General features: G+C 69.1%; 16 protein-coding genes. 7 read left to right on the top strand and 9 right to left on the bottom strand.

The annotated features are described in order from the left end of the window. Positions 1-13: 13 nt before the first annotated feature. Genes BM396_RS02375 through BM396_RS02365 form a run of 3 tightly spaced genes read left to right on the top strand, consistent with a single transcriptional unit; the run spans position 14 to position 2,288 of the window. Positions 14-886 carry a glycosyltransferase family 2 protein gene (locus tag BM396_RS02375; RefSeq protein WP_043383709.1) on the top strand — a complete coding sequence of 291 codons (873 nt, stop codon included), beginning with the start codon at positions 14-16 and terminating at the stop codon, positions 884-886. After that, positions 883-1,959 carry an acyltransferase family protein gene (locus tag BM396_RS02370; RefSeq protein WP_043383706.1) on the top strand — a complete coding sequence of 359 codons (1,077 nt, stop codon included), beginning with the start codon at positions 883-885 and terminating at the stop codon, positions 1,957-1,959. Before BM396_RS02375 ends, BM396_RS02370 begins: the two co-directional genes overlap by 4 nt. Next, the gene (locus tag BM396_RS02365; RefSeq protein WP_043383704.1) at positions 1,956-2,288 is read left to right on the top strand and encodes a type II toxin-antitoxin system HicA family toxin; all 333 of its coding nucleotides are present in this window, start codon (positions 1,956-1,958) and stop codon (positions 2,286-2,288) included. Before BM396_RS02370 ends, BM396_RS02365 begins: the two co-directional genes overlap by 4 nt. On the opposite strand, the gene BM396_RS02360 is transcribed toward BM396_RS02365, so the two are convergent. Both BM396_RS02360 and BM396_RS02355 read right to left on the bottom strand, forming a co-directional pair. Then, the gene (locus BM396_RS02360; protein WP_043353490.1) at positions 2,258-2,509 is read right to left on the bottom strand and encodes a DUF3297 family protein; all 252 of its coding nucleotides are present in this window, start codon (positions 2,507-2,509) and stop codon (positions 2,258-2,260) included. The genes BM396_RS02365 and BM396_RS02360 overlap by 31 nt on opposite strands. Next, positions 2,506-3,156, bottom strand: coding sequence for a CatB-related O-acetyltransferase (locus BM396_RS02355; RefSeq protein WP_051976103.1), 651 nt, complete (start codon positions 3,154-3,156; stop codon positions 2,506-2,508). The genes BM396_RS02360 and BM396_RS02355 overlap by 4 nt, the downstream gene beginning before the upstream one ends. Before the next feature lie 78 nt (positions 3,157-3,234). On the opposite strand from BM396_RS02355, the gene BM396_RS02350 reads away from it, so the two are divergent. Continuing rightward, positions 3,235-5,565, top strand: a complete 2,331-nt coding sequence (locus tag BM396_RS02350; RefSeq protein WP_043383701.1) for an NADP-dependent malic enzyme — start codon at positions 3,235-3,237, stop codon at positions 5,563-5,565. Positions 5,566-5,647: 82 nt separating this feature from the next. Then, a complete protein-coding gene (locus tag BM396_RS02345) occupies positions 5,648-7,090 on the top strand; it encodes an acetamidase/formamidase family protein (protein WP_043350875.1) in 1,443 nt (480 codons plus the stop codon). 110 nt (positions 7,091-7,200) lie between these two features. Here the strand turns inward: BM396_RS02345 and BM396_RS02340 are convergent, their stop codons facing one another. The 5 genes from BM396_RS02340 to BM396_RS02320 all read right to left on the bottom strand — a co-directional run bounded on the left by BM396_RS02340 (position 7,201) and on the right by BM396_RS02320 (position 16,161). Continuing rightward, entirely contained in the window at positions 7,201-9,660 is a 2,460-nt protein-coding gene (locus BM396_RS02340) for a methyl-accepting chemotaxis protein (RefSeq protein ID WP_244538792.1), read from the bottom strand. Positions 9,661-10,192: 532 nt separating this feature from the next. Then, positions 10,193-11,746 (bottom strand): exopolyphosphatase, encoded by a 1,554-nt coding sequence (gene ppx / locus BM396_RS02335; protein ID WP_043383698.1) that lies wholly within the window; start codon positions 11,744-11,746, stop codon positions 10,193-10,195. Positions 11,747-11,828: 82 nt separating this feature from the next. Beyond that, positions 11,829-14,207 (bottom strand): RNA degradosome polyphosphate kinase, encoded by a 2,379-nt coding sequence (locus BM396_RS02330; protein WP_043383697.1) that lies wholly within the window; start codon positions 14,205-14,207, stop codon positions 11,829-11,831. A 105-nt stretch (positions 14,208-14,312) separates the two neighbouring features. Then, a complete protein-coding gene (locus BM396_RS02325; protein WP_043383695.1) occupies positions 14,313-15,023 on the bottom strand; it encodes a P-loop NTPase family protein in 711 nt (236 codons plus the stop codon). 13 nt (positions 15,024-15,036) lie between these two features. Beyond that, positions 15,037-16,161 (bottom strand): AI-2E family transporter, encoded by a 1,125-nt coding sequence (locus tag BM396_RS02320; protein ID WP_043383693.1) that lies wholly within the window; start codon positions 16,159-16,161, stop codon positions 15,037-15,039. Between the two features lie 139 nt (positions 16,162-16,300). Between BM396_RS02320 and purM the strand changes: the two genes are divergently transcribed. Beyond that, positions 16,301-17,380, top strand: a complete 1,080-nt coding sequence (gene purM / locus BM396_RS02315; protein WP_043383692.1) for a phosphoribosylformylglycinamidine cyclo-ligase — start codon at positions 16,301-16,303, stop codon at positions 17,378-17,380. Beyond that, positions 17,380-18,030, top strand: a complete 651-nt coding sequence (gene purN / locus BM396_RS02310) for a phosphoribosylglycinamide formyltransferase (protein WP_043383690.1) — start codon at positions 17,380-17,382, stop codon at positions 18,028-18,030. The genes purM and purN overlap by 1 nt, the downstream gene beginning before the upstream one ends. A gap of 131 nt (positions 18,031-18,161) precedes the next feature. On the opposite strand, the gene BM396_RS02305 is transcribed toward purN, so the two are convergent. Both BM396_RS02305 and ndk read right to left on the bottom strand, forming a co-directional pair. Beyond that, on the bottom strand, positions 18,162-18,527 hold the full coding sequence (locus tag BM396_RS02305) for a hypothetical protein (RefSeq protein WP_043383689.1): 366 nt from the start codon (positions 18,525-18,527) through the stop codon (positions 18,162-18,164). 168 nt (positions 18,528-18,695) lie between these two features. Further along, positions 18,696-19,118, bottom strand: a complete 423-nt coding sequence (ndk, locus tag BM396_RS02300) for a nucleoside-diphosphate kinase (protein ID WP_043073092.1) — start codon at positions 19,116-19,118, stop codon at positions 18,696-18,698. Positions 19,119-19,336 lie beyond the last annotated feature (218 nt).

Below are 19,336 nucleotides of genomic sequence, written 5' to 3'. Positions count from 1 at the left end.
GACCGGCCGCGCGGTGCCGAGCCTCGTCGCGATCGTCGTCGCCCACGACAGCGCCGCGGTGCTGCCCGGCTGCCTCGCCGCGCTCGCCGGTCAGCACGTCCCGGCGATCGTGGTCGACAATGCCAGCCGCGACGCCTCCGCGGCGGTCGCGGAAGCTGCCGGCGCGCAGGTGATCCGCAACGCCCGCAACGAGGGTTACGGCCGCGCCAACAACCGGGGCGTCCGGGCCGCCGAGACGGCGGAGCACATCCTGATCGTCAACCCGGACGTGGTCCTGCGTCCGGGGGCGGTGGATGCCCTGCTGGAGGCCGCCCGGATGTGGCCCGATGCGGGCCTTCTGGCCCCGCGCCTCGTCGAATCCGATGGGCGCTTCTTCTTCCAGGCACGCTCGCTGCTGGCGCCCTATCTCGTCAATCCCGGCGGCCGGCCTGCGCTGCCCCAGGGCGATGCCTGCGCACCGTTCCTCTCCGGGGCCTGCCTGATGATGCCGCGCGCCCTGTTCCTAGATCTCGGCGGCTTCGACGAGAACATCTTCCTGTTCTACGAGGACGATGATCTCTGCCGGCGCGTCGCCGATCGCGGCCGAGCGCTGATCCACGTCCACGGGGCCGAAGCGCTGCACGGTCGCGGCCGGTCCTCGGCGCCGGAGCCGGGCCGCGTGTTCCGATCGCGCTGGCATCAGGCCTGGTCGCGCGCCTATGTCAGCCGCAAGTACGGCCTTCCTGACCCGAGCCGCGCCACCCTGATGACCAACGTCCCGAAGGCGCTGCTGTCGGCGCTGGTTCTGCGCCGGTCGGGCATGGAGCGCTACGGCGGCTCGGCCGCGGGCGCCCTCGCCTTCCTGCGCGGCCGTGACGCCCTGGCCCAAGAGGGCCTGACCGAATGAGCGCCTCGACGATCGCGGCCGCACTCGAAGCCCAGCGCAACGGCTTCACCGGCCTGCGGCTGATGCTGGCCCTGGCGGTCGTCGTGTCCCACGCGTTCAGCGTCGCGACCGGCGCGGCCGGCGACGAGCCTCTCGCCCGTCTGACCGGCTACACGCTCGGGGAGCACGCGGTGAACGGCTTCTTCGCCGTGTCGGGTTTCCTCGTCACCATGAGCTGCGACCGCCGCGGCATCCGCGACTACGCCATCGCCCGGACCCTGCGGATCCTGCCGGGACTCGTGGCGGCGACGCTGGTCGTATCGCTGGGGCTCGGCGCGGCCATGACTCGCCTGCCCGTCTCCGCGTATCTGGGCGACCCCGGCCTGTGGTCGTTCATCCGTGGGACGCTGACGACCTTCAAGAGCAACGCCGCCCTCCCCGGCGTCTTCGAGAGCAACCCGTACCGGGCGCCCCTCGGAACGGTCTGGACGCTGAAATACGAGGTGCTGTGCTATCTCGGCGTTCTCGTCGCCGCCCTGTGCGGTCTGCTCCGGCGGCGCTGGTCGGCCCTGATCATTGTCGTGGGCCTGGCGCTGGCGCTGGTCGTCATGGGCGCCCTGCGGGGCCTCGACCTGCCCAAGGGCACCGAGACGGCACTGCGCCTGCCGATGATCTTCGCGGCCGGGGCCGGGCTCTATCTGTGGCGCGCCCGCCTGCGGGTCTCGGCCGCCGCCCTCGCCTGCCTGGCCTTCGGCGCGTTCGTCCTCGCGCGGACACCGGCCTATCCGGCCCTGCTGTTCCTGGCCGAGGCTTACGGCGTGGTCTGGCTCGCCCTCGGCCCGTTGGCGCGTGGACCGTTCGATCCGCCGGCCGACCTGTCCTACGGGATCTATCTCTACGGCTGGCCGATCCAGCAGAGCCTGCATGCCCTGTGGCCGGACGTCTCGGGAGCCGCATTGCTGGCCCCCGCCCTCGCCCTGACCGTACCGGTCGCCGCCATGTCCTGGTACGGAATCGAGCGGCCGGCCCTGGCGCTCAAGGTGCGGGCGCTGGGTCGGCGTCGCCTCGGCACGATCGAGCCCGCCGGATCGTGAGCGCCGACGGGCCGCTCTCGCCGCTGAAGGCGCTGGCCCTCGCGGCGCGGATGCTGGAGGCCAACGGCTTCACGGTCGTCGCCCGGAACGAACGCGGCGACAGCCTGTATCTGAAGCGGCCCGATGGCCCGTGGCACCTGCGCGTCTCGAACCACCCGCGCACCGCCAAGCAACGGTCCCGCCGCACCGATATTCTCGCAAGCCTCATCATCGACGGACCGAGCTCCCCGGAGCGACTTCGGATTCTCGTCGCAGAGGCCGTGCGCAACTTCCAGGGCGCTCTTGCCAGGAAGGGCGATCAGGCCTCCGCGGACGGGTCCCGGAAATAAGGCTCCACCGTACCCTTCAGCTTCACGGTCATCGGGTTGCCGGCCCGGTCGAGGGTCTTGCCGGCCGAGAGCCGGACCCAGCCCTCGCTCACGCAATATTCCTCGACGTTGGTCTTCTCGACCCCTTTGAATCGGACACCGACTCCGCGCTCCAGCGCCTTCTCGTCGTAGAACGGGCTGTTGGGGTTGGCGGCGAGGCGGTCGGGAGGCGTGTCGGTCATCGTCCAGGTCTCGGGTCGTCGTCGATTTGGGCCCCGCCGGTACGGGAATCCGCGCTGACGCGCAACGCCGCGAGCAGATCCGCGATCCGGCCGCTCTGCAGCAGCGGCACCAGCCGGGTGACCGTGTCGTGCGGCCGATCCCACCACGCCGCCGCCACGAGCGCCGCCACCGTGGCCGCGTCGAACCGGTGCCGCACCACCCGCGCCGGGTTGCCCGCCACGATGGCGTAGGGCGGCACGTCGCGCGTCACGACGGCCCTTGCCGCCACCACGGCCCCGTGCCCGACCGTGACGCCGGACAGGATCATGCAGCCGGACCCGAGCCAGACATCGTGCCCGATCACCACGTCGCCCCGGGAGGCATGGTAATCCTCGGGCGCCCGGGCATGCGGGAACAGCCCGCGCATGGCCGCAAATGGATAGGTCGACGCCCAGTCGAGCCGATGGTCGCCCCCGAGAAGGATCTCGACCTTGTCGGCGATGGAACAATACCGGCCGATCGTCAGCCGCCGCCCGCTCTCCGGGAAGCGGACTTTTGGACGCCCATACGAATAGGCGCCTATGGAGAAGCCGTAGGTCCTCGCCAGTTTGGCGAGGTGGAGCCGCGTCTCGTTGTGCGGGTTGCGCCCCCTGCGCAGCCGGTGCAACAGACCGGTCAAGACGCGAGCCCGTGCGAGGCGCGACCGCGTCGTCCTCGGTGAAAAAGGTGAGCGGGAGCGTGGGCGATGGCCGATAACATGTCCGAGGACCTCAAGGCCGGGGCGCTCGTCTACCACCGCCTGCCCAAGCCCGGGAAGCTGGAGATCCAGGCAACCAAGCCGCTGGGCAACCAGCGCGACCTCGCCCTGGCCTATTCTCCGGGCGTCGCCGCCGCCTGCATGGCGATCCACGACGATCCCCAGGAGGCCGCGACCCTCACGATCCGCCAGAACCTCGTGGCGGTGCTCTCCAACGGCACGGCCGTGCTGGGCCTGGGCGATATCGGTCCGCTCGCCTCGAAGCCCGTGATGGAGGGCAAGGCCGTCCTGTTCAAGAAATTCGCCGGCATCGACGTCTTCGACATCGAAGTCGACCAGAAGGACGTGTCCAAGCTCGTCGATGTGGTCTGTGCCCTTGAGCCCACCTTCGGCGGCATCAACCTCGAGGACATCAAGGCTCCCGAGTGCTTCGAGGTCGAGGAGCAGTGCCGGGCCCGGATGAACATCCCGGTCTTCCACGACGACCAGCACGGCACCGCGATCATCGTGGCGGCCGCCGTCCTCAACGGCCTGGAACTCGCCGGCAAGAACCTGTCGGACGTCCGGATCGTCACCTCCGGCGCGGGCGCGGCGGCCCTGGCCTGCCTGAACCTGCTCGTCTCGCTCGGCGCGACCCGCGAGAACATCACGGTCACCGACATCAAGGGTGTGGTCTACAAGGGCCGCCCGGAGCTGATGGACCGCTGGAAGGACATCTACGCCCAGGAGACCGACAAGCGGACGCTCGCCGAGGTGATCCCGGGAGCGGACGTGTTCATCGGCCTTTCGGCCGGCGGCGTGCTGAAGCCCGAATACCTGAAGGAGATGGCCGAGAAGCCGCTGATCATGGCGCTCGCCAACCCCTATCCGGAAATCATGCCGGATCTGGCCGAGAAAGAGCGGCCGGACGCGATGATCTGCACCGGCCGGTCGGATTTCCCGAACCAGGTCAACAACGTCCTCTGCTTCCCCTACATCTTCCGCGGCGCGCTGGATGTCGGCGCCCACAAGATCAACGAGGAGATGAAGAAGGCCGCCGTGAAGGCGATCGCGGGTCTGGCCCACGAGACCACCTCCGATGTGGTCGCCCGCGCCTATGGCGGCGAGGCCCGGCCGTTCGGGCCGAAATCCCTGATCCCGAGCCCCTTCGACCCGCGGCTGATCCTGCGCATCGCCCCGGCGGTCGCCAAGGCGGCGATGGATTCGGGCGTGGCCGGCCGGCCGCTCGCGGATTTCGATGCCTATGTCGACAGCCTCGACCGGTTCGTGCACCGGTCGGGCCTGATCATGAAGCCGCTCTTCTCGAAGGCGAAGGTCGAGCCCAAGCGCGTGATCTACGCCGAGGGCGAGGACGAGCGGGTGCTCCGCGCCGTCCAGGCGATCGTCGAGGACAAGGTCGCGCGGCCGATCCTGGTCGGCCGTCCGCGGGTGGTCGAGACCCGGCTGAAGCGCTTCGGCCTGTCGATCGAGCACGGCCGCGACTTCGAGCTGATCGATCCCGAGGACGATCCCCGCTACCGCGCCTACGTGCAGACCTATCTCGAGGTCGCGGGCCGGCGCGGCATCACGCCGGACGCGGCCCGCACGCTGGTGCGCACCAACAACACCGTGATCGGCGCCATCGCGGTGCGCCGGGGCGAGGCCGACGCGCTGATCTGCGGCCTGGAGGGTCGGTTCGAGACCCGGCTGCGCATCATCCGCGACGTGATCGGGCTCGCGCCGGGCGTGGAGCAATGCGCGGCGATGAGCCTCGTGGTGACCCATAACGGCGCCTACTTCCTGGCCGACACCCATGTCCGCCAGAACCCCACCGCCGAGGAGATCGCCGACGTGGCGCAGGCCTGCGCCAGCCATGTCAGCCGCTTCGGGATGACCCCGAAGATCGCGCTCCTGAGCCATTCCGATTTCGGCCAGTCGGATTCGCCCTCCGCGATGAAGATGCGCGACGCCCTCGCGCTCCTGCAGCGGCGTGACCCGGAGCTTCAGGTCGACGGCGAGATGCAGGCGGATTCGGCGCTGAGCGAGATGGTCCGGGAGCGCGTGCTTCCGGGGTCGCGGCTGAAGGGCGCGGCCAATGTCCTGATCTTCCCGAATCTCGACGCGGCCAACATCGCGTTCCAATTCGCCAAGGTGCTGGCGGATGCCCTGCCGGTCGGCCCCCTGCTGATCGGGCCGGCCAAGCCCGCTCACATCCTGACGCCCTCGGTGACCGCGCGCGGCATCGTCAACGTCACGGCTGCGGCCGTCGTCGAGGCTCAGGCGGACGAGGCCGTTTCGGCCAGGGTCGAAGAGAGCGGCGTCGGCATGATCTCCGAATGAGGAACGCCGGTCGACGGCCGCGAGCGTGGCCGTCGATTTGCTTACCGCTCCCGCGGTTACGAAACCATCGGGAGAAGACGCTATGTGCGCGGGCGACGATCCAACCTGCCACGCCTTCGAGGAGCATCGCCGCCGGTTCCGGCGGGATCTGGAACCGGAACGGCGCGCGTTCCTGAAGAGCAGCTTCGCGGCGACCGGCGCCGCCGCGGCCTTCGCGGCGGGCGGCCCCTCGCTGGTGAGCCCGGCTCTGGCCCAGGCGAGCGGGGCCAAGATCGCCGCCACCGCGCATTATCACCTGCCGGCGAATGCCGAGACCGTCCATTGGGGCTTCTTCAGCCGCAGCCTCAAGCCGAAGGTCGAGATCGGCTCAGGGGACTTCGTCACCATCGAGACGCTCACCCATCAGGCGAGCGACGATGCCGAGCGGATGATCCAGGGCGATCCGGGCGCCGAGAGCGTCTATCTCTGGACCAAGGATAAGATGGGCGTCTCGCCCCGTGGTGCCGGCGCCCTCGACGCGAAGATCGGCCCCGGCGGCGGTCAGGGCGTTCATATCTGCACCGGCCCGGTGGCGATGCGCGGCGCCGAGCCCGGCGACGTGTTGGAAGTGCGGATCCTCGACGTGGCGCCCCGCCCCTGCGCCAATCCCAAATACAAGGGTCTCGCCTTCGGCAGCAACGCGGCAGCCTGGTGGGGCTATCATTACAACGACCTGATCACCGGCGATAAACCGCGCGAGGTCGTCACGATCTACGAGGTCGACGCCACCGGCGAGCGCGACTGGGCCCGGGCGGTCTACAGCTTCCGCTGGCCCGGGGTCACCGATCCGTTCGGCGTCTCCCACCCGACCATCGACTATCCCGGCCTGCCGGTCGATCATTCCAAGACGCAGAAGACCTACGAGGTTCTCAAGGGCATCCGGGTACCGATCCGTCCGCACTTCGGCACCATGGGCGTCGCGCCGGCCGAGGCCGACCGGGTCAACACGATCCCGCCGAGCTATACCGGCGGCAACATCGACAATTGGCGGATCGGCAAGGGCGCGACGCTGTACTTTCCTGTGGCGGTGCCGGGCGCCCTGTTCTCAGTGGGGGACCCCCATGCCAGCCAGGGCGATTCCGAATTGTGCGGCACCGCGATCGAGTGCTCGCTCACCGGCACCTTTCAGTTCATCCTGCACAAGAAGGCCGACCTGCCCGGAACGCCGCTCGAAGCGCTCGATTTCCCGATGATCGAAACCCGGGAAGACTGGGTGCTGTCGGGCTTCAGCTACCCGAACTACCTGCGCGATCTCGGCCCGGACGCACAGACTGCGATCTTTCAGAAATCCTCCATCGACCTCGCCATGCGCGACGCCTTCCGGAAGATGCGCCAGTTCCTGATGCACGCGAAGGGGCTCACCGAGGACGAGGCCATCTCGCTGATGTCGGTGGCGGTCGATTTCGGGATCACGCAGGTCGTGGACGGCAATTGGGGCGTCCACGCCGTGGTCAAGAAGGCGATCTTCTCCGATCGGGTCGCCTGAGATGCGGCGACGCCCCGATCACGGACGGCGTCGCGCTTCTCCAGGTCATCTCCGGGCGATCATGCGCGCGGAGAGGCCGATGTCGATCGAGCCTGCGCAGGGAAACCGGCTCATGCGGCCTTCGCGGTTCCGGCCATGGTCATCAGACCGGTGATGACCCGATAAGTCTCGGACCATGCCTGTCGGATCTCCGGCGTGAAGTCCGAGCCCAGACCCTGTTCCAGGGTCCACAGCAGCGCGGCGCCGACGGGCTCGTAATGAGCCTGCAGGGCGCCGTAGCCGACGTGCCGATCCCCGAGGTCGCGCACCGTCGCGACCAAAGCTTCCGGCTTATCCAGGTTCGCCACCGTCAGGGCCAGCATGGCCATCAGCTTCCGCTTCTGCGCGCTCATATCGTTCGAGAAGAGCGAGCGGACCTGGGGGGCGGTCTCGAAGAGGCGCCCGTAGAACAAGTCCGAGGCGGTGTCGCCCAGCGATTGCACCTTCGCGAAGCTGTCCTGCACCAGCCTGACCTGCGCGGCCGAAACGGCGTAGGACACGCGGACGCTGGCCAGGAATCGTCCGACCTCGGCGGTCAGGTGCTCGGACTGATTCGACAGGACGGAGGCCGCATCGAGAACCTGACTCGCGGCCTGTCCGGTGCTCTCCGCCGCCTGAGCGACGCCGGTGATATTGCTGGTGACCTCCCCGGTTCCGACGGCGGCTTGCCCGACGTTGCGCACGATCTCCTGGGTCGCCGCGCCCTGCTCCTCCACGGCCGCCGCGATCGAGGTCGCCACGCCGTTGATCTCTTGGATCCGGGCGGTAATCGCCCCGATGGCTTCGACCGCCTGACCGGTGGACGCCTGGACCGCCGCGATCTGGCCGGAGATTTCCGCCGTGGCCTTGGCCGTCTGCTCAGCCAGTGCCTTGACCTCGGAGGCCACGACCGCGAAGCCCCGACCGGCGGCGCCGGCGCGGGCGGCCTCGATCGTGGCGTTGAGGGCCAGCAGATTGGTCTGCTCGGCGATCGATGAGATGAGCCCCACGACGTCGCCGATTTTGTCCACGGCGCTGCTCAACTCTCGCACGCGCGCCGCGGTCCGATCGGCCTCGGCCGCAGCCACCTGCGCGAGCTCCGCCGAACCATCGGCCTGACGCCCGATCTCCTGCACGGATGCACCCAGTTCCTCGGCGGCGACCGCGACGGTGTTGACGTTCTTGGACGCCCGCTCGGCGGCGGCCGCGACCGTTGCCGATTGTCCGGCCGTCTGCGTGGCGGTCGCGGTCATCGTCTGCGCCGTCACCTGCAGTGCGGAGGCTGACGTCCCGACCTGGCCGATCATGCCGCCGACCGCCTGCTCGAAGCGCTGGGCCATCTGGCGCAGGCTCTCCCGCCGCTGGTCATCGGCATCCAGGCGCGCCCGCTCGGCCTCGACCTCCAATTCGCGGGTGCGGGTCAGGTTGTCCCGGAACGCTTGCACGGCCGCCATGATCGGGGCGAACTCGTTCCGATACGCGGCCACGGGAAGATCGACCGTCGTTTCGCCGGCAGTCAGCGACCGCATCGCGCCGGCGACGATCCGGAGTGGCCGCAGCACGCCCCCGACCAGGGCAATGAGCCCCAGGACGACGAGCAGCGCGGCCGCCAGGAGGGCTGCGGCATTGCGCAGAACACCGTGGCGTGCCAAGTCCGAAAGGGTCTCGGCGCGGGCGACCATCTCGTCCAGGGCCGAATCGGCGAGATTGACGATGGTCATCTGCTCGGCGGTGTTCCGTCGCCGCACTTGCTGGAACGTGTAGGGCGCGGGCCGCTGCTGGCTCAGGGCATCGAAGATCGTTTTGGCCCCGGCGGCGGCCTCACCCTCGAAATTGTTGTGCTTGGCTTTCTCGAACGCCGCGCGCGCGGTCTCCGACAGGTCGGCGGCAGCCTCGCTCGTGTTCAGCCAGGCTGTCCGGACCTGAGCCCGCTCCTCGGCCGCGGCCACCGTCTCGGGAAGCGACCAAGAGGTTCCGGCGGCCAACGATGTCTGGACCCGCAGGGCGACGTTCCCGATTGCGACGCGGGTCGTCCAGGCGGACCGCTTGAGGACGAGATAGCGCTGCAGGATCGCGTCGGAGCGCGGGATCGCCGCATCCACGGCGTCCGTGGTCGCCGTCAGCGCGTCGAGAAGTTCCTGAAAGGCGGTGAGGACCATCGGCAGCAGCGTGGGGTCTCGCTGCGCCTTCGGGACACGCAGGGCGGCATCCACGCGGGGACGGAGCGCGTTCACGGCCTCCTGAGCCGCATGGAGACGGTTGAGTGTTGCAGTCACGGCGGGCACGTTCTGGTCCCGCAGCAGGTCCAGGACGACCTTGAGGTTTGTGATCATCGCCTCGCGGTTCGTGGCGATGGCGGCGAGGCTGTCATTGTCGGCGACGTCCTCACCGCCGAGGGTAAGAGAGGAGCCCCGTTCGAGCCGTACTGGAAGAATCGTCTTGAGCAGGTGCCGGCTCGCGCGGGACAGACTGACAGCTTCCCGGGCCTGCTGCGCCGTCAGGTGTGCAGAGACCAGATTATCTCCCGAATAGCCCAGAAGCATAACGGCCATTACAATTATGATCGTGAGCATCATTGCTCTAATTGAAAATTTGCCGAGCAAATTCATGCCGATTTATTCCAAGATCGTTCTGGGAGAAATTTATTCCAGCCTCTTAGCGGAATAATCTGCCGATTGCACGCGCTAAAAATGAATCGTTCTTGGTTTGACGAGGTCGTATCGATAATTACGACTGTTATTAAGCGGCCTTATGAGTAATTCTGTCCCTATAGAAATTGAAAACGAAAAAATGAAATCTCAAGAGATGCGATATCTAGCGCAATGCTTCGCTGTGTCGTGCTCGTTCTAAGGGGGAATGCCCATCGCGTCCGAGAACCGGCCTGCGCCGGTCTGCCTATCTTCGGAACTGCTGCCTGCGAGGCCTGGGTCGCGGTGAGGCGTATCGCGCGTTCGCGACGAGGGCGCGCAGGAACGCGACGCGCCGCATTCCCGAGGGCGAAGAATCCGCCGCGTCGCTCACCCGACCTGCGGCGGCGGACTCGTAGGTGCGCTGTCGCTCCGTCCGGTCCCGGCCTGGATCAGATCAGAAGGATCCGCCCGTAATCTCGACGCGCCCGTCGAGGCCGATGATGCGTCCGAGACCGCGAACGCGGTTCAACAGGCGGTCGCCGCTCAAGGCCTCCCAGGCATGGGGCAGCCGCAGCACCACGCGGCCGTCTTCGACGGCCAGCGGGGCCCGCCCGAGGGCACCGTCCATGCCGGCGGAGATCGGGAAGGCGACGCGGAGCAACGCGCCCAGCAGACGGGCCCGTTCGAACAGGCGCGGACCGGCCACACTCCGGAGCATCGGGTTCGCCTTTTCCGGGGCGAGCCCGGTATGCCGCAGCGATACCGCCAGGGCGAGATAGGCCCGCCCCGGATGGTCGACACCGACGAACGCCGCGTTCTGGATCACCGCGATGCTCTGCTCGTCGCGATAATCGGGATGTGCCCGCCAGCCGACATCCGACAGCAGGCAGCCCGCATGGCGCAGACGGCGCTCGTCGGCGGTCTCGTGACCGTCGAGCGTCGCGACGAACTGGTCCGTCCAGGCGATCAACTCTTCCCCGTGGCGTGGCGAGCGCGCCCGGAGAACATTGAACTCCGAAGCCGAGGCCAGAAGCGGATCGAGCAGCCGGGTGTCGCGGTCGAGCTGCTCGAACAGCAGGCCCTCGCGGACCCCCGATGCCGAGATCGCCACCTCCCGCGGGCGTCCGACCCGGATGATCTCCTCCAACACGACGGCGCCGTAGGCGAGCAGCGGGCGCCGTGCTTCCGAGATCGCGTCGACGTCCTGCAGCAGCGCCACATCCGTCTGCTCGACGACCTGCAGGAAACTCAGCTCGTCGCTCGGCTCCACCGCGTAGCCATGCATCACGTGGACGGGGTAGCCGCGGGCCGCCTGGTGAAGCCGCGCGATCGCCCGCCAGGTGCCGCCGACCGCGTAGAAGGTCCGCCCGCGCAGGGTCTCGAGCTGCGGCGCGGCCTTGCGCATATACTCGCGGACGATCTTCGATGCTTTCTTGAGCGAGCCGCCGGACAGATCCTGGAGGGCTAGGCCGCCGAGGGGCATGGTCACCCCTTGACCGACCACGGTCCCGCGAACGTCCACGAGTTCGAGGGAGCCGCCGCCCATGTCGCCCACGACCCCGTTCGGCGCGTGGAAGCCCGAGACGACGCCGAGCGCCGACAATTCTGCCTCGCGCCGTCCGGAGAGCAGCTGGATCTCCTGGCCGCAGGCCGCCTCCGCGGCGCGCAGGAAATCCGGACCGTTCTCGGCGTCCCGGGCCGCCGCCGTGGCGAGCACGAACACTTGGCCCACGCGCATCGTCTCGCACAGCACCCGAAACCGCGCGAGGGCGGCGAGCGCCCGGGTCACCGCCTCCTCGTTCAGCCGACCGGTCGTCAGGACGTTGCGGCCCAGACCGCACAGCACTTTCTCGTTGTAGAGCGGCGTCGGTGCCCGCGTCAGGCCGTCATAGGCGACGAGCCGCACCGAATTGGAGCCGATATCGATGATTGCCACCGGCTGATGCGCGGCGCTGCCGATCGTCTCCGCATCATGCGCGAGGGTGAGGTTGGCACGAGGGCTGCCCAAGCGTCCGAGTCCTTCATGAGCCCGGTGCGCCTGCCGGCGCGCCGTGCGGGAGGTTTAGCCCAGTGTCGCTGCGCGGCGAAACTCAGCTGCGCTGCGCGCGCCGGCTCAGGGCGCGCGGGCTCGACTTCTTCGAGGCCTTCCCGCGTCCCGAGAGGCTGGGGTTGGTCATGAAGTACTTGTGGGCATTGAACGGCTCCTCGCCATCGGCCGGCTGGATCCGCTCGCAGCCGCCCGAAGCCAGCAGGCGCCAGCTCTGACGGTTGTCGAGCAGGTTGGCCAGCATGATCTGATCGAGCACCTGCTGATGCACCGTCGGATTGGTGATCGGCAGCAGCGCCTCCACGCGGCGGTCGAGGTTCCGGCTCATCAGGTCGGCGGAGGAGATGTAGACCGTGGCCTTCGGGTGCGGCAGCCCGACGCCGTTGCCGAAGGCGTAGATGCGCCCGTGCTCCAGAAAGCGCCCGACGATCGACTTCACCCGGATCGTCTCCGACAGGCCCGGGATGCCGGGCCGCAGGCAGCAGATGCCGCGGACCACGCAGTCGATCTGAACCCCGGCTTCCGAGGCGTCGTAGAGCGCGTCGATGATCTGGCTGTCGACCAGCGAGTTGCACTTGATCCAGATCGCCGCCGGGCGACCCGCCTTCGCATGGGCGACCTCCGCGTCGATGTGCTCGAGGAGGCGATTCTTCAGCGTCAATGGCGAGACCGCCATCCGCTCCAGCTCCGCGGGCTCGGCGTAGCCGGTGATGAAGTTGAAGATGCGCGACACGTCCCGCGCGATGGCGGGGTCCGCCGTGAAGAAGGACAGGTCCGTGTAGACCCGTGCGGTGATCGGGTGGTAGTTGCCGGTGCCCACGTGGCAGTAGGTGACCAGCTTGTCGCCCTCCCGACGGACCACCAGCGACAGCTTGGCGTGGGTCTTCAGCTCCACGAAGCCGAAGACCACCTGCGCGCCGGCCTTCTCAAGGTTGCGCGCCCAGCGAATATTCGCTTCCTCGTCGAAGCGCGCCTTCAGTTCCACCAGCGCGGTGACGGACTTGCCCAGCTCCGCGGCTTCGGCGAGCGCCGCGACGATCGGCGAGTTGGACGAGGTCCGGTAGAGCGTCTGCTTGATCGCGACCACGTTCGGGTCACGGGCGGCCTGCGCGAGGAACTGCACCACCGAATCGAAGGATTCGTAGGGGTGGTGGACGATGAAATCCTTCTGTCGGATCGCCGCGAAGACATCGCCGCCGCTCTCGCGGATGCGCTCCGGGAATCGGGGATTGTAGGGCTTGAACTTCAGGTCCGGCCGGTCGATCCCGACCACCTGGGACAGCTCGTTCAGGGCGAGCATGCCCTCCACGATGAAGATCGCGTCCGCGGCGATCTCCAGCTCGTCGGCGACGAAGCTGCGCAGATCCTCCGACATGCCCGCCTCGACCTCGAGCCGGATCACGACGCCCCGGCGCCGCTGCTTCAGGGCCGTCTCGAAATGCAGGACGAGGTCCTCCGCCTCCTCCTCGATTTCCAGATCGGAGTCGCGGACGACGCGGAATGCGCCGCTGCCCTTGACGAGGTAGCCCGGGAAGAGCCGCCCGGTGAACATCCCGATCACCTGCTCGATCGTGATCAGCCGCGCCGCGGTCTCGCTGTCGCTCACCGGCAGGCGCACGAAGCGGTCGATCACGCCGGGCAGGCGGATGAGGGCGCGCAGCAGCCGGCCGTCTTTGGGACGCACCAGCATCAGCGCGATGGTGGTGCCGAGATTCGGGATGAACGGGAACGGGTGGGCCGGATCGATCGCGAGCGGCGTCAGGACCGGGAAGACGTGGTTGAGGAAATACTCCTCCAGCCACGCCGCCTGATCGGCCGAGAGGGCGGCGGGCTCGACGATGTCGATGTCGGCGGCGTGCAGCTCCGCGCGCAGTTCACGCCAGCGGGCCTGCTGGTCGGCGGCGAGGCGCGAGACCTCCACGCCGATCCGGGCCAGCTGCTCGGACGGCGACAGGCCGTCCTGCGACGGGACCGTGATCCCGGCCCGCACCTGATCGATCAGGCCGGCCACGCGGACCATGAAGAACTCGTCGAGGTTGTTGGCCGAGATCGACAGGAAGCGGAGGCGCTCCAGCAGCGGATGATTCGGGTTCGACGCCTCCTCCAGAACGCGCCGGTTGAACTGCAGCCAGGACAGCTCGCGGTTCACGAAGCGCTCCGGCGAGTGGCGGAGGGACCGACCGGCCTCCAGCACCGGCTCGCGGGCCGCGCCGGCAACGGGCTCCGCCGGAGCCGCGGCTGCCGGCCACTCGTCACTGGCGTCGGCGGCGGCTGCCGGAGCGGCCCCGGCGGCGATCGAGTCGGTCTGCGTGCGCCGGGTCGCGGGCGCGCGCCGCGTCGTCGGATTGGCCGCCGCGCGCCGACGGGGCTCGGCTGCCTCGTCGGCGGCGTCGCGGTCCACGGGCTTCTGCGTCGATTCCATCCCCGATCCCTGTCTCTACGCGTCGCTCCTCGCGGCGGCGGAGCGTGTATCACCCTAGACCGGCGGCCTTCACGACAGTTTCGTGACGGCCGCCGCATTCCGCGTTCAGCCGGCCGGATCGGGCTCGTCGTCCAGTCCCATGCGCCGCAGGACGGCCAGCGCGAGCGGCCGGCTGATCCGGCGTCCGCGCCCGAGGGCGTCGCGGTCGAGCTCGGCGACGACGTCCCGGGCGCGGCCCAGCGACCGGTCGATGCGCAGGGCCAGCGAATCGATTACCCCGAGATCGACCACCAGCTGACGGTCCACGAACAGCTTGACCAGGACCGCCCGCAGCAGGGCGTCGTCCGGCGCCTCGATGGCGATGCGCGGCGCCAGCCGGAGCCGCGAGCGCAGGTCCGGCGTGGCGAGGCCGAGGGCGTCGATCCCGGTGCCGCTCGTCAGCAGGATCGGGCAGGCGCGCTCCCGCGCCCGGTTGAGCAGATGGAACAGCGCCGCCTCGTCGAGCCGTTCCGTCCGGTCGATGTCCTCGATGACCAGAGCGCCGTTCGAGATGAGGTGCTGAATCGCGTCGGTGCCCAGCTCGGCGGCCGGGAGGGTCCAGGCATGGGCGCGCTCTGCCCAGATCGCCGCGAGATGGCTCTTGCCGCTGCCCGAGGGACCGGTGAGGACCAGGACACTGTCCGGCCAGTCCGGCCAAGCCTCGATCAGCGCGTAGGCGGCATCGTTGGCCGGTCCCACGAGGAAATCCTCGCGCCCATAGCGTGGGTCGAGGGGCAGGTCGAAGGCCAATTGTCGGGGTGGTGCGTTCTCGCGCATGTGTCGCCCAGGATCACCCCCCGCCCGTGGAGGTCAAGGCCGCAGCGTCCTTGCCGTCGTGCTCGATCAAGATCGGCTGTCCGGCATGGTAGAGGCGGCTCTCCAGATAGCGGGCCAGGGCGAAGCGGACGAGCACGCCGATGGAGGCCGCGATCGGGACAGCGAGCAGCAGCCCGACGAAGCCGAACAGCGTGCCGAAGGCGAGCAGGGCGAACATCAGCCAGACCGGGTGAAGCCCGGTGGAATCGCCGACGAGCTTCGGCGAGATGACGTTGCCTTCGAGAAACTGCCCGACGAGGAACACGCCCACGGTCAGGCCGAGATACAGCCAGTCCCCGGATGGCCAGAACTGGACCAGGGCGACGCCGACGGAGAGCAGGAAGCCGGTGAGCGTGCCGACATAGGGAATGAAGGTGAGAAACCCCGCGATCAGGCCGATCAGCACGCCGAAGTTGAGGCCGACCAGCCAGAGGCCGATCGCGTAGAAGCTGCCCAGGATGAGGCAGACCAGGGTCTGGCCGCGCACATAGCCGGTGACGGCGCCGTCGATCTGGCGCGCGAGGTCACGCACCGTCGCGCGGTGCCGGGGCGGCACCCAGCCGTCGATGGCCGCGACCATCCGGTCCCAATCCACCAGGATGTAGAACGCGACGACCGGCGTCACCACGAGAAGCGAGGCGATCGAGATCAGGGCCTGGCTGCCCGACCAGAGGGATTTCAGAAAGGCCAGGAGCCACGTCCCCGCCTGGGTCGCCAGCGTTCCGACGGAGGATTGCAGCTCCGTGAGGACATTCGCGCCGCCGACGCGTTCCAGCAGTGACCCGGAGCGCTCCGCGATGATGGCCTGGAGCCGCGACACCATTCCGGGCAGCGCATTGACCAGGGCGACGACCTGATTGGCCGTGAGCGGGATCAGGATCAGCAGCGTCACCACGAGGACGACGACGAACAACGCCAGAATCAGCAGGCTCGCAGCCAGCCGGCCGAGGCCGAGGCGCTCCAACCGGTCGGCCAGGGGATCGAGGAGATAGGCCAGGGTGATGCCGGCCACGAAGGGCAGCATCACTTCCCGGAGGAGGTAGATGATCAATCCCAGAGCGACCACGGCGGCCAGCCCGATCACAGCCCGTGCGCGCACGTCGACGCTCCCCCAGACACCCCGCCCGCGGGCAGAGTGGGTATGCGGCGCGTGCCGATCAAGGCGCCGCCGCAGCCGACTCGCGTGGCGCGCGCGAAGCCGCTAGAGCGGGGCCAGATTGGAACGAGGTGGCGCGGGCATGACGGCCAAAGACGGCAACGAGCCGAAGACGGGGCTCACCTACGCGGCGGCGGGCGTCGACATCGATGCCGGCAACGCCATGGTCGAGACGATCAAGCCGCTGGTGCGCTCGACCCGGCGCCCGGGCGCCGACGCCGAGATCGGGGGCTTCGGCGGCCTGTTCGACCTGAAGGCTGCGGGCTTCCACGATCCGATCCTGGTGGCGGCCAATGACGGCGTCGGCACCAAGGTCAAGATCGCCATCGAGACCGGGCGCCACGACACGATCGGCATCGATCTCGTGGCGATGTGCGTGAACGACATCATCGTCCAGGGCGCCGAGCCGCTGTTCTTCCTCGACTACTACGCCACCGGCAAGCTGGTCCCGGGCGTCGGCGCCGAAATCGTGCGCGGCATCGCCGAAGGCTGCCGGCAGGCGGGCTGCGCGCTGATCGGCGGCGAGACCGCCGAGATGCCGGGCCTCTACGACGGATCCGACTACGACCTCGCGGGCTTCTCGGTGGGAGCCGCCGAGCGCGGCACGCTTCTGCCGCGTCCGGGGATCCGGCCCGGCGACGTTGTGCTCGGCCTGCCCTCCTCCGGGGTGCATTCCAACGGCTTCTCGCTGGTCCGCCGGATCGTCGCGAAAAGCGGCCTCGGCTGGGACGCGCCGGCCCCGTTCGCCCCCGGGCGCAGCCTCGGCGAGGCGCTGCTGGAGCCGACCCGGATCTACGTGAAGCCCCTGCTGGCGGCGCTCGGCGCCACGGACGGGATCCGGGCGCTCGCTCACATCACGGGGGGCGGCTTCCCGGACAACCTGCCCCGCGTCCTGCCGGACGATGTCGGCATCGCCATCGACCTCGACGCGGTCACCCCGCCCCCGGTCTTCGGCTGGCTCGCCCGCGAGGGCGGCGTCGCCGAGGCGGAAATGCTGCGCACCTTCAATTGCGGAATCGGCATGGTGGTGATCGCCGCCGCCGACGCGGTGGACGACGTCGACGAGGCCCTGACCCGGGCCGGCGAGACGCCCGTGCGCCTCGGCCGGATCACGGCGCGCGGCTCCGAGCCCGTGACCTTCAGCGGAAACCTCGCCCTCTGATGGCGACCGCCCGCAAGACCCGCGTCGCCATCCTCATCTCGGGGCGCGGCTCGAACATGGTCGCGCTGCTGGAGGCGGCGCAGGATCCCGCCTTCCCGGCCGAGATCGTGCTCGTCGTGTCGAACCGCCCGGAAGCCGCCGGCCTCGCCCGCGCGGCGGAGGCGGGCATCCCGACGCAGGCCATCGACCACAAGGCCTTCGCCGACCGCGCCGGCTTCGATGCCGCCCTCGACGCCGCCCTGCGGGGGGCCGAGGTCGACCTCGTGTGCCTCGCGGGCTTCATGCGGATCCTGACGACGGATTTCGTGGCGTCCTGGGCCGGCCGGATGCTCAACATCCACCCGTCGCTCCTGCCCCTGTTCAAGGGCACGCACACGCACCGGCAGGCGCTCGACGCCGGCGTGCGCCTGCACGGCTGCACCGTGCATTTCGTCGTGCCGGAACTGGATGCGGGTCCGATCGTCGCTCAAGCCGCGATCCCGGTCCGCCAGGACGACGATCCCGACAGCCTCGCCGACCGGGTGATCGTGCAGGAGCGCCGTCTCTACCCGGCCGTGCTCGCCCTGGTGGCCGGCGGCCGCGCCCGCCTGGACGGCGACCGCGTGGTGATCGCCGACGAGGCGCCCGACGGCGTTCTGTTAAGCCTTTAGCGGGCGGCCCATCGTCCCTGCGGGCGGAGCCCGGCGATCCGGCATCGCCCGCTCGCCGACGTTCCGATGCGCTGGGCTGCTTCGCTGCGCTCGCAGAGGCGACATCTACCGAAGCAGCCCTGTCTGCGTCCTCAGACGGGGCGCTGCAGTTTGCAGCTGTCCAGCGCCGAGAGGGCCTTCGCGCGGGCGGAATCGTTGAAGTAGCCCGTGGTCCGGTAGGCCTCGATCTCGGCGGCGTCGAGGCTGCGCAGGGTCTGCTTGGCGTAGCAGCCGCAGGGGCGCTCCAGGGACGCCTCGGGGGCGCTGGTCATGCGGGCCTGGACGATCGTGCAGGCGTGGCGCACGCGGCCTTCGAGATTGGCCTTGCTGGCGGTCTTGAGGGCCGGATCCGGCTCGTACTGCTGGAAAGGGGCCGAGGATCCGCCCGCGAGGGCGGCGGTCGCGCCGAGGGCGAATAGGCCGGTCGCGATCAGCAGGGGCAGGCGGCGCATCGTCATGGTCGGGGTCGTCCGAGGGCTGAGGTTGGCTAAGCTCGGCTGTTGGACGCTTCCGGGCTCCGTCCCGTCAAGGACGGCCCGGTCACACACGGCGGCATTCCCGATGCCGCCGGGTGCGGTGCGTGACGATGGCGGGTCGGTGTGCCCAACCCGCCACCGCCCGTTGCCTCAAGCGGCGATATCGGAATCCTTGAAGAACTGCGCGATCTCGATCTTGGCGTTCTCGGCGCTGTCGGAGCCGTGCACGGTGTTCTCGCCGACGGACTCGGCGAACTTCTTGCGGATCGTGCCCTCGGCGGCCTGGGCCGGATTGGTCGCACCCATCACCTCACGGTACTTGGCCACCGCGTTCTCGCCCTCGAGAACCTGGACTACCACCGGGCCGGAGGTCATGAAGGTCACGAGCTCGCCGAAGAACGGGCGCTCCTTGTGCACCTCGTAAAACTTCTCGGCCTGCTCCTTGGTCATGCGGATGCGACGCTGGCCGACGATGCGGAGGCCCGCCTCCTCGATCACGGCATTGACCGCGCCGGTCAGGTTCCGCCGCGTCGCGTCGGGCTTCAGGATCGAGAAGGTGCGCTCGGTGGCCATGGTGCGTCCGGTCTGTCTGTGGAAAAGGTTTGCGGCACGCCGGGAGGCCGGACGCGCCGCGGCAGCGAAAATTTCGCTTCGGCGCCGGGCTTATAGCGGGCGCCCCCCCGTGCCTCAAGCGGCGTCCCGGATCCGGCCGGTCCAAGCGCAGCCGTGGCTCTGCCGCAACACGGCCGAAAAATCGCCCGATTGCGACGGCCTAGTCGCGCACCAACCGA

This window comes from Methylobacterium sp. UNCCL125, assembly GCF_900116795.1.
In the GTDB taxonomy this organism is placed as follows: domain Bacteria; phylum Pseudomonadota; class Alphaproteobacteria; order Rhizobiales; family Beijerinckiaceae; genus Methylobacterium; species Methylobacterium fujisawaense.
This window is presented reverse-complemented; position numbering and strand designations above follow the sequence as displayed.

What these genes read in the sequence shown, in the direction of transcription:
- BM396_RS02350 (WP_043383701.1), top strand. Translation starts at nt 3,235, where the DNA reads ATGGCCGATAACATGTCCGAGGACCTCAAGGCCGGGGCGCTCGTCTAC.
- BM396_RS02360 (WP_043353490.1), bottom strand. Translation starts at nt 2,509, where the DNA reads ATGACCGACACGCCTCCCGACCGCCTCGCCGCCAACCCCAACAGCCCG.
- BM396_RS02345 (WP_043350875.1), top strand. Translation starts at nt 5,648, where the DNA reads ATGTGCGCGGGCGACGATCCAACCTGCCACGCCTTCGAGGAGCATCGC.
- BM396_RS02305 (WP_043383689.1), bottom strand. Translation starts at nt 18,527, where the DNA reads ATGACGATGCGCCGCCTGCCCCTGCTGATCGCGACCGGCCTATTCGCC.
- BM396_RS02325 (WP_043383695.1), bottom strand. Translation starts at nt 15,023, where the DNA reads ATGCGCGAGAACGCACCACCCCGACAATTGGCCTTCGACCTGCCCCTC.
- BM396_RS02330 (WP_043383697.1), bottom strand. Translation starts at nt 14,207, where the DNA reads ATGGAATCGACGCAGAAGCCCGTGGACCGCGACGCCGCCGACGAGGCA.
- purN (WP_043383690.1), top strand. Translation starts at nt 17,380, where the DNA reads ATGGCGACCGCCCGCAAGACCCGCGTCGCCATCCTCATCTCGGGGCGC.
- BM396_RS02340 (WP_244538792.1), bottom strand. Translation starts at nt 9,660, where the DNA reads ATGGCCGTTATGCTTCTGGGCTATTCGGGAGATAATCTGGTCTCTGCA.
- BM396_RS02370 (WP_043383706.1), top strand. Translation starts at nt 883, where the DNA reads ATGAGCGCCTCGACGATCGCGGCCGCACTCGAAGCCCAGCGCAACGGC.
- ndk (WP_043073092.1), bottom strand. Translation starts at nt 19,118, where the DNA reads ATGGCCACCGAGCGCACCTTCTCGATCCTGAAGCCCGACGCGACGCGG.
- purM (WP_043383692.1), top strand. Translation starts at nt 16,301, where the DNA reads ATGACGGCCAAAGACGGCAACGAGCCGAAGACGGGGCTCACCTACGCG.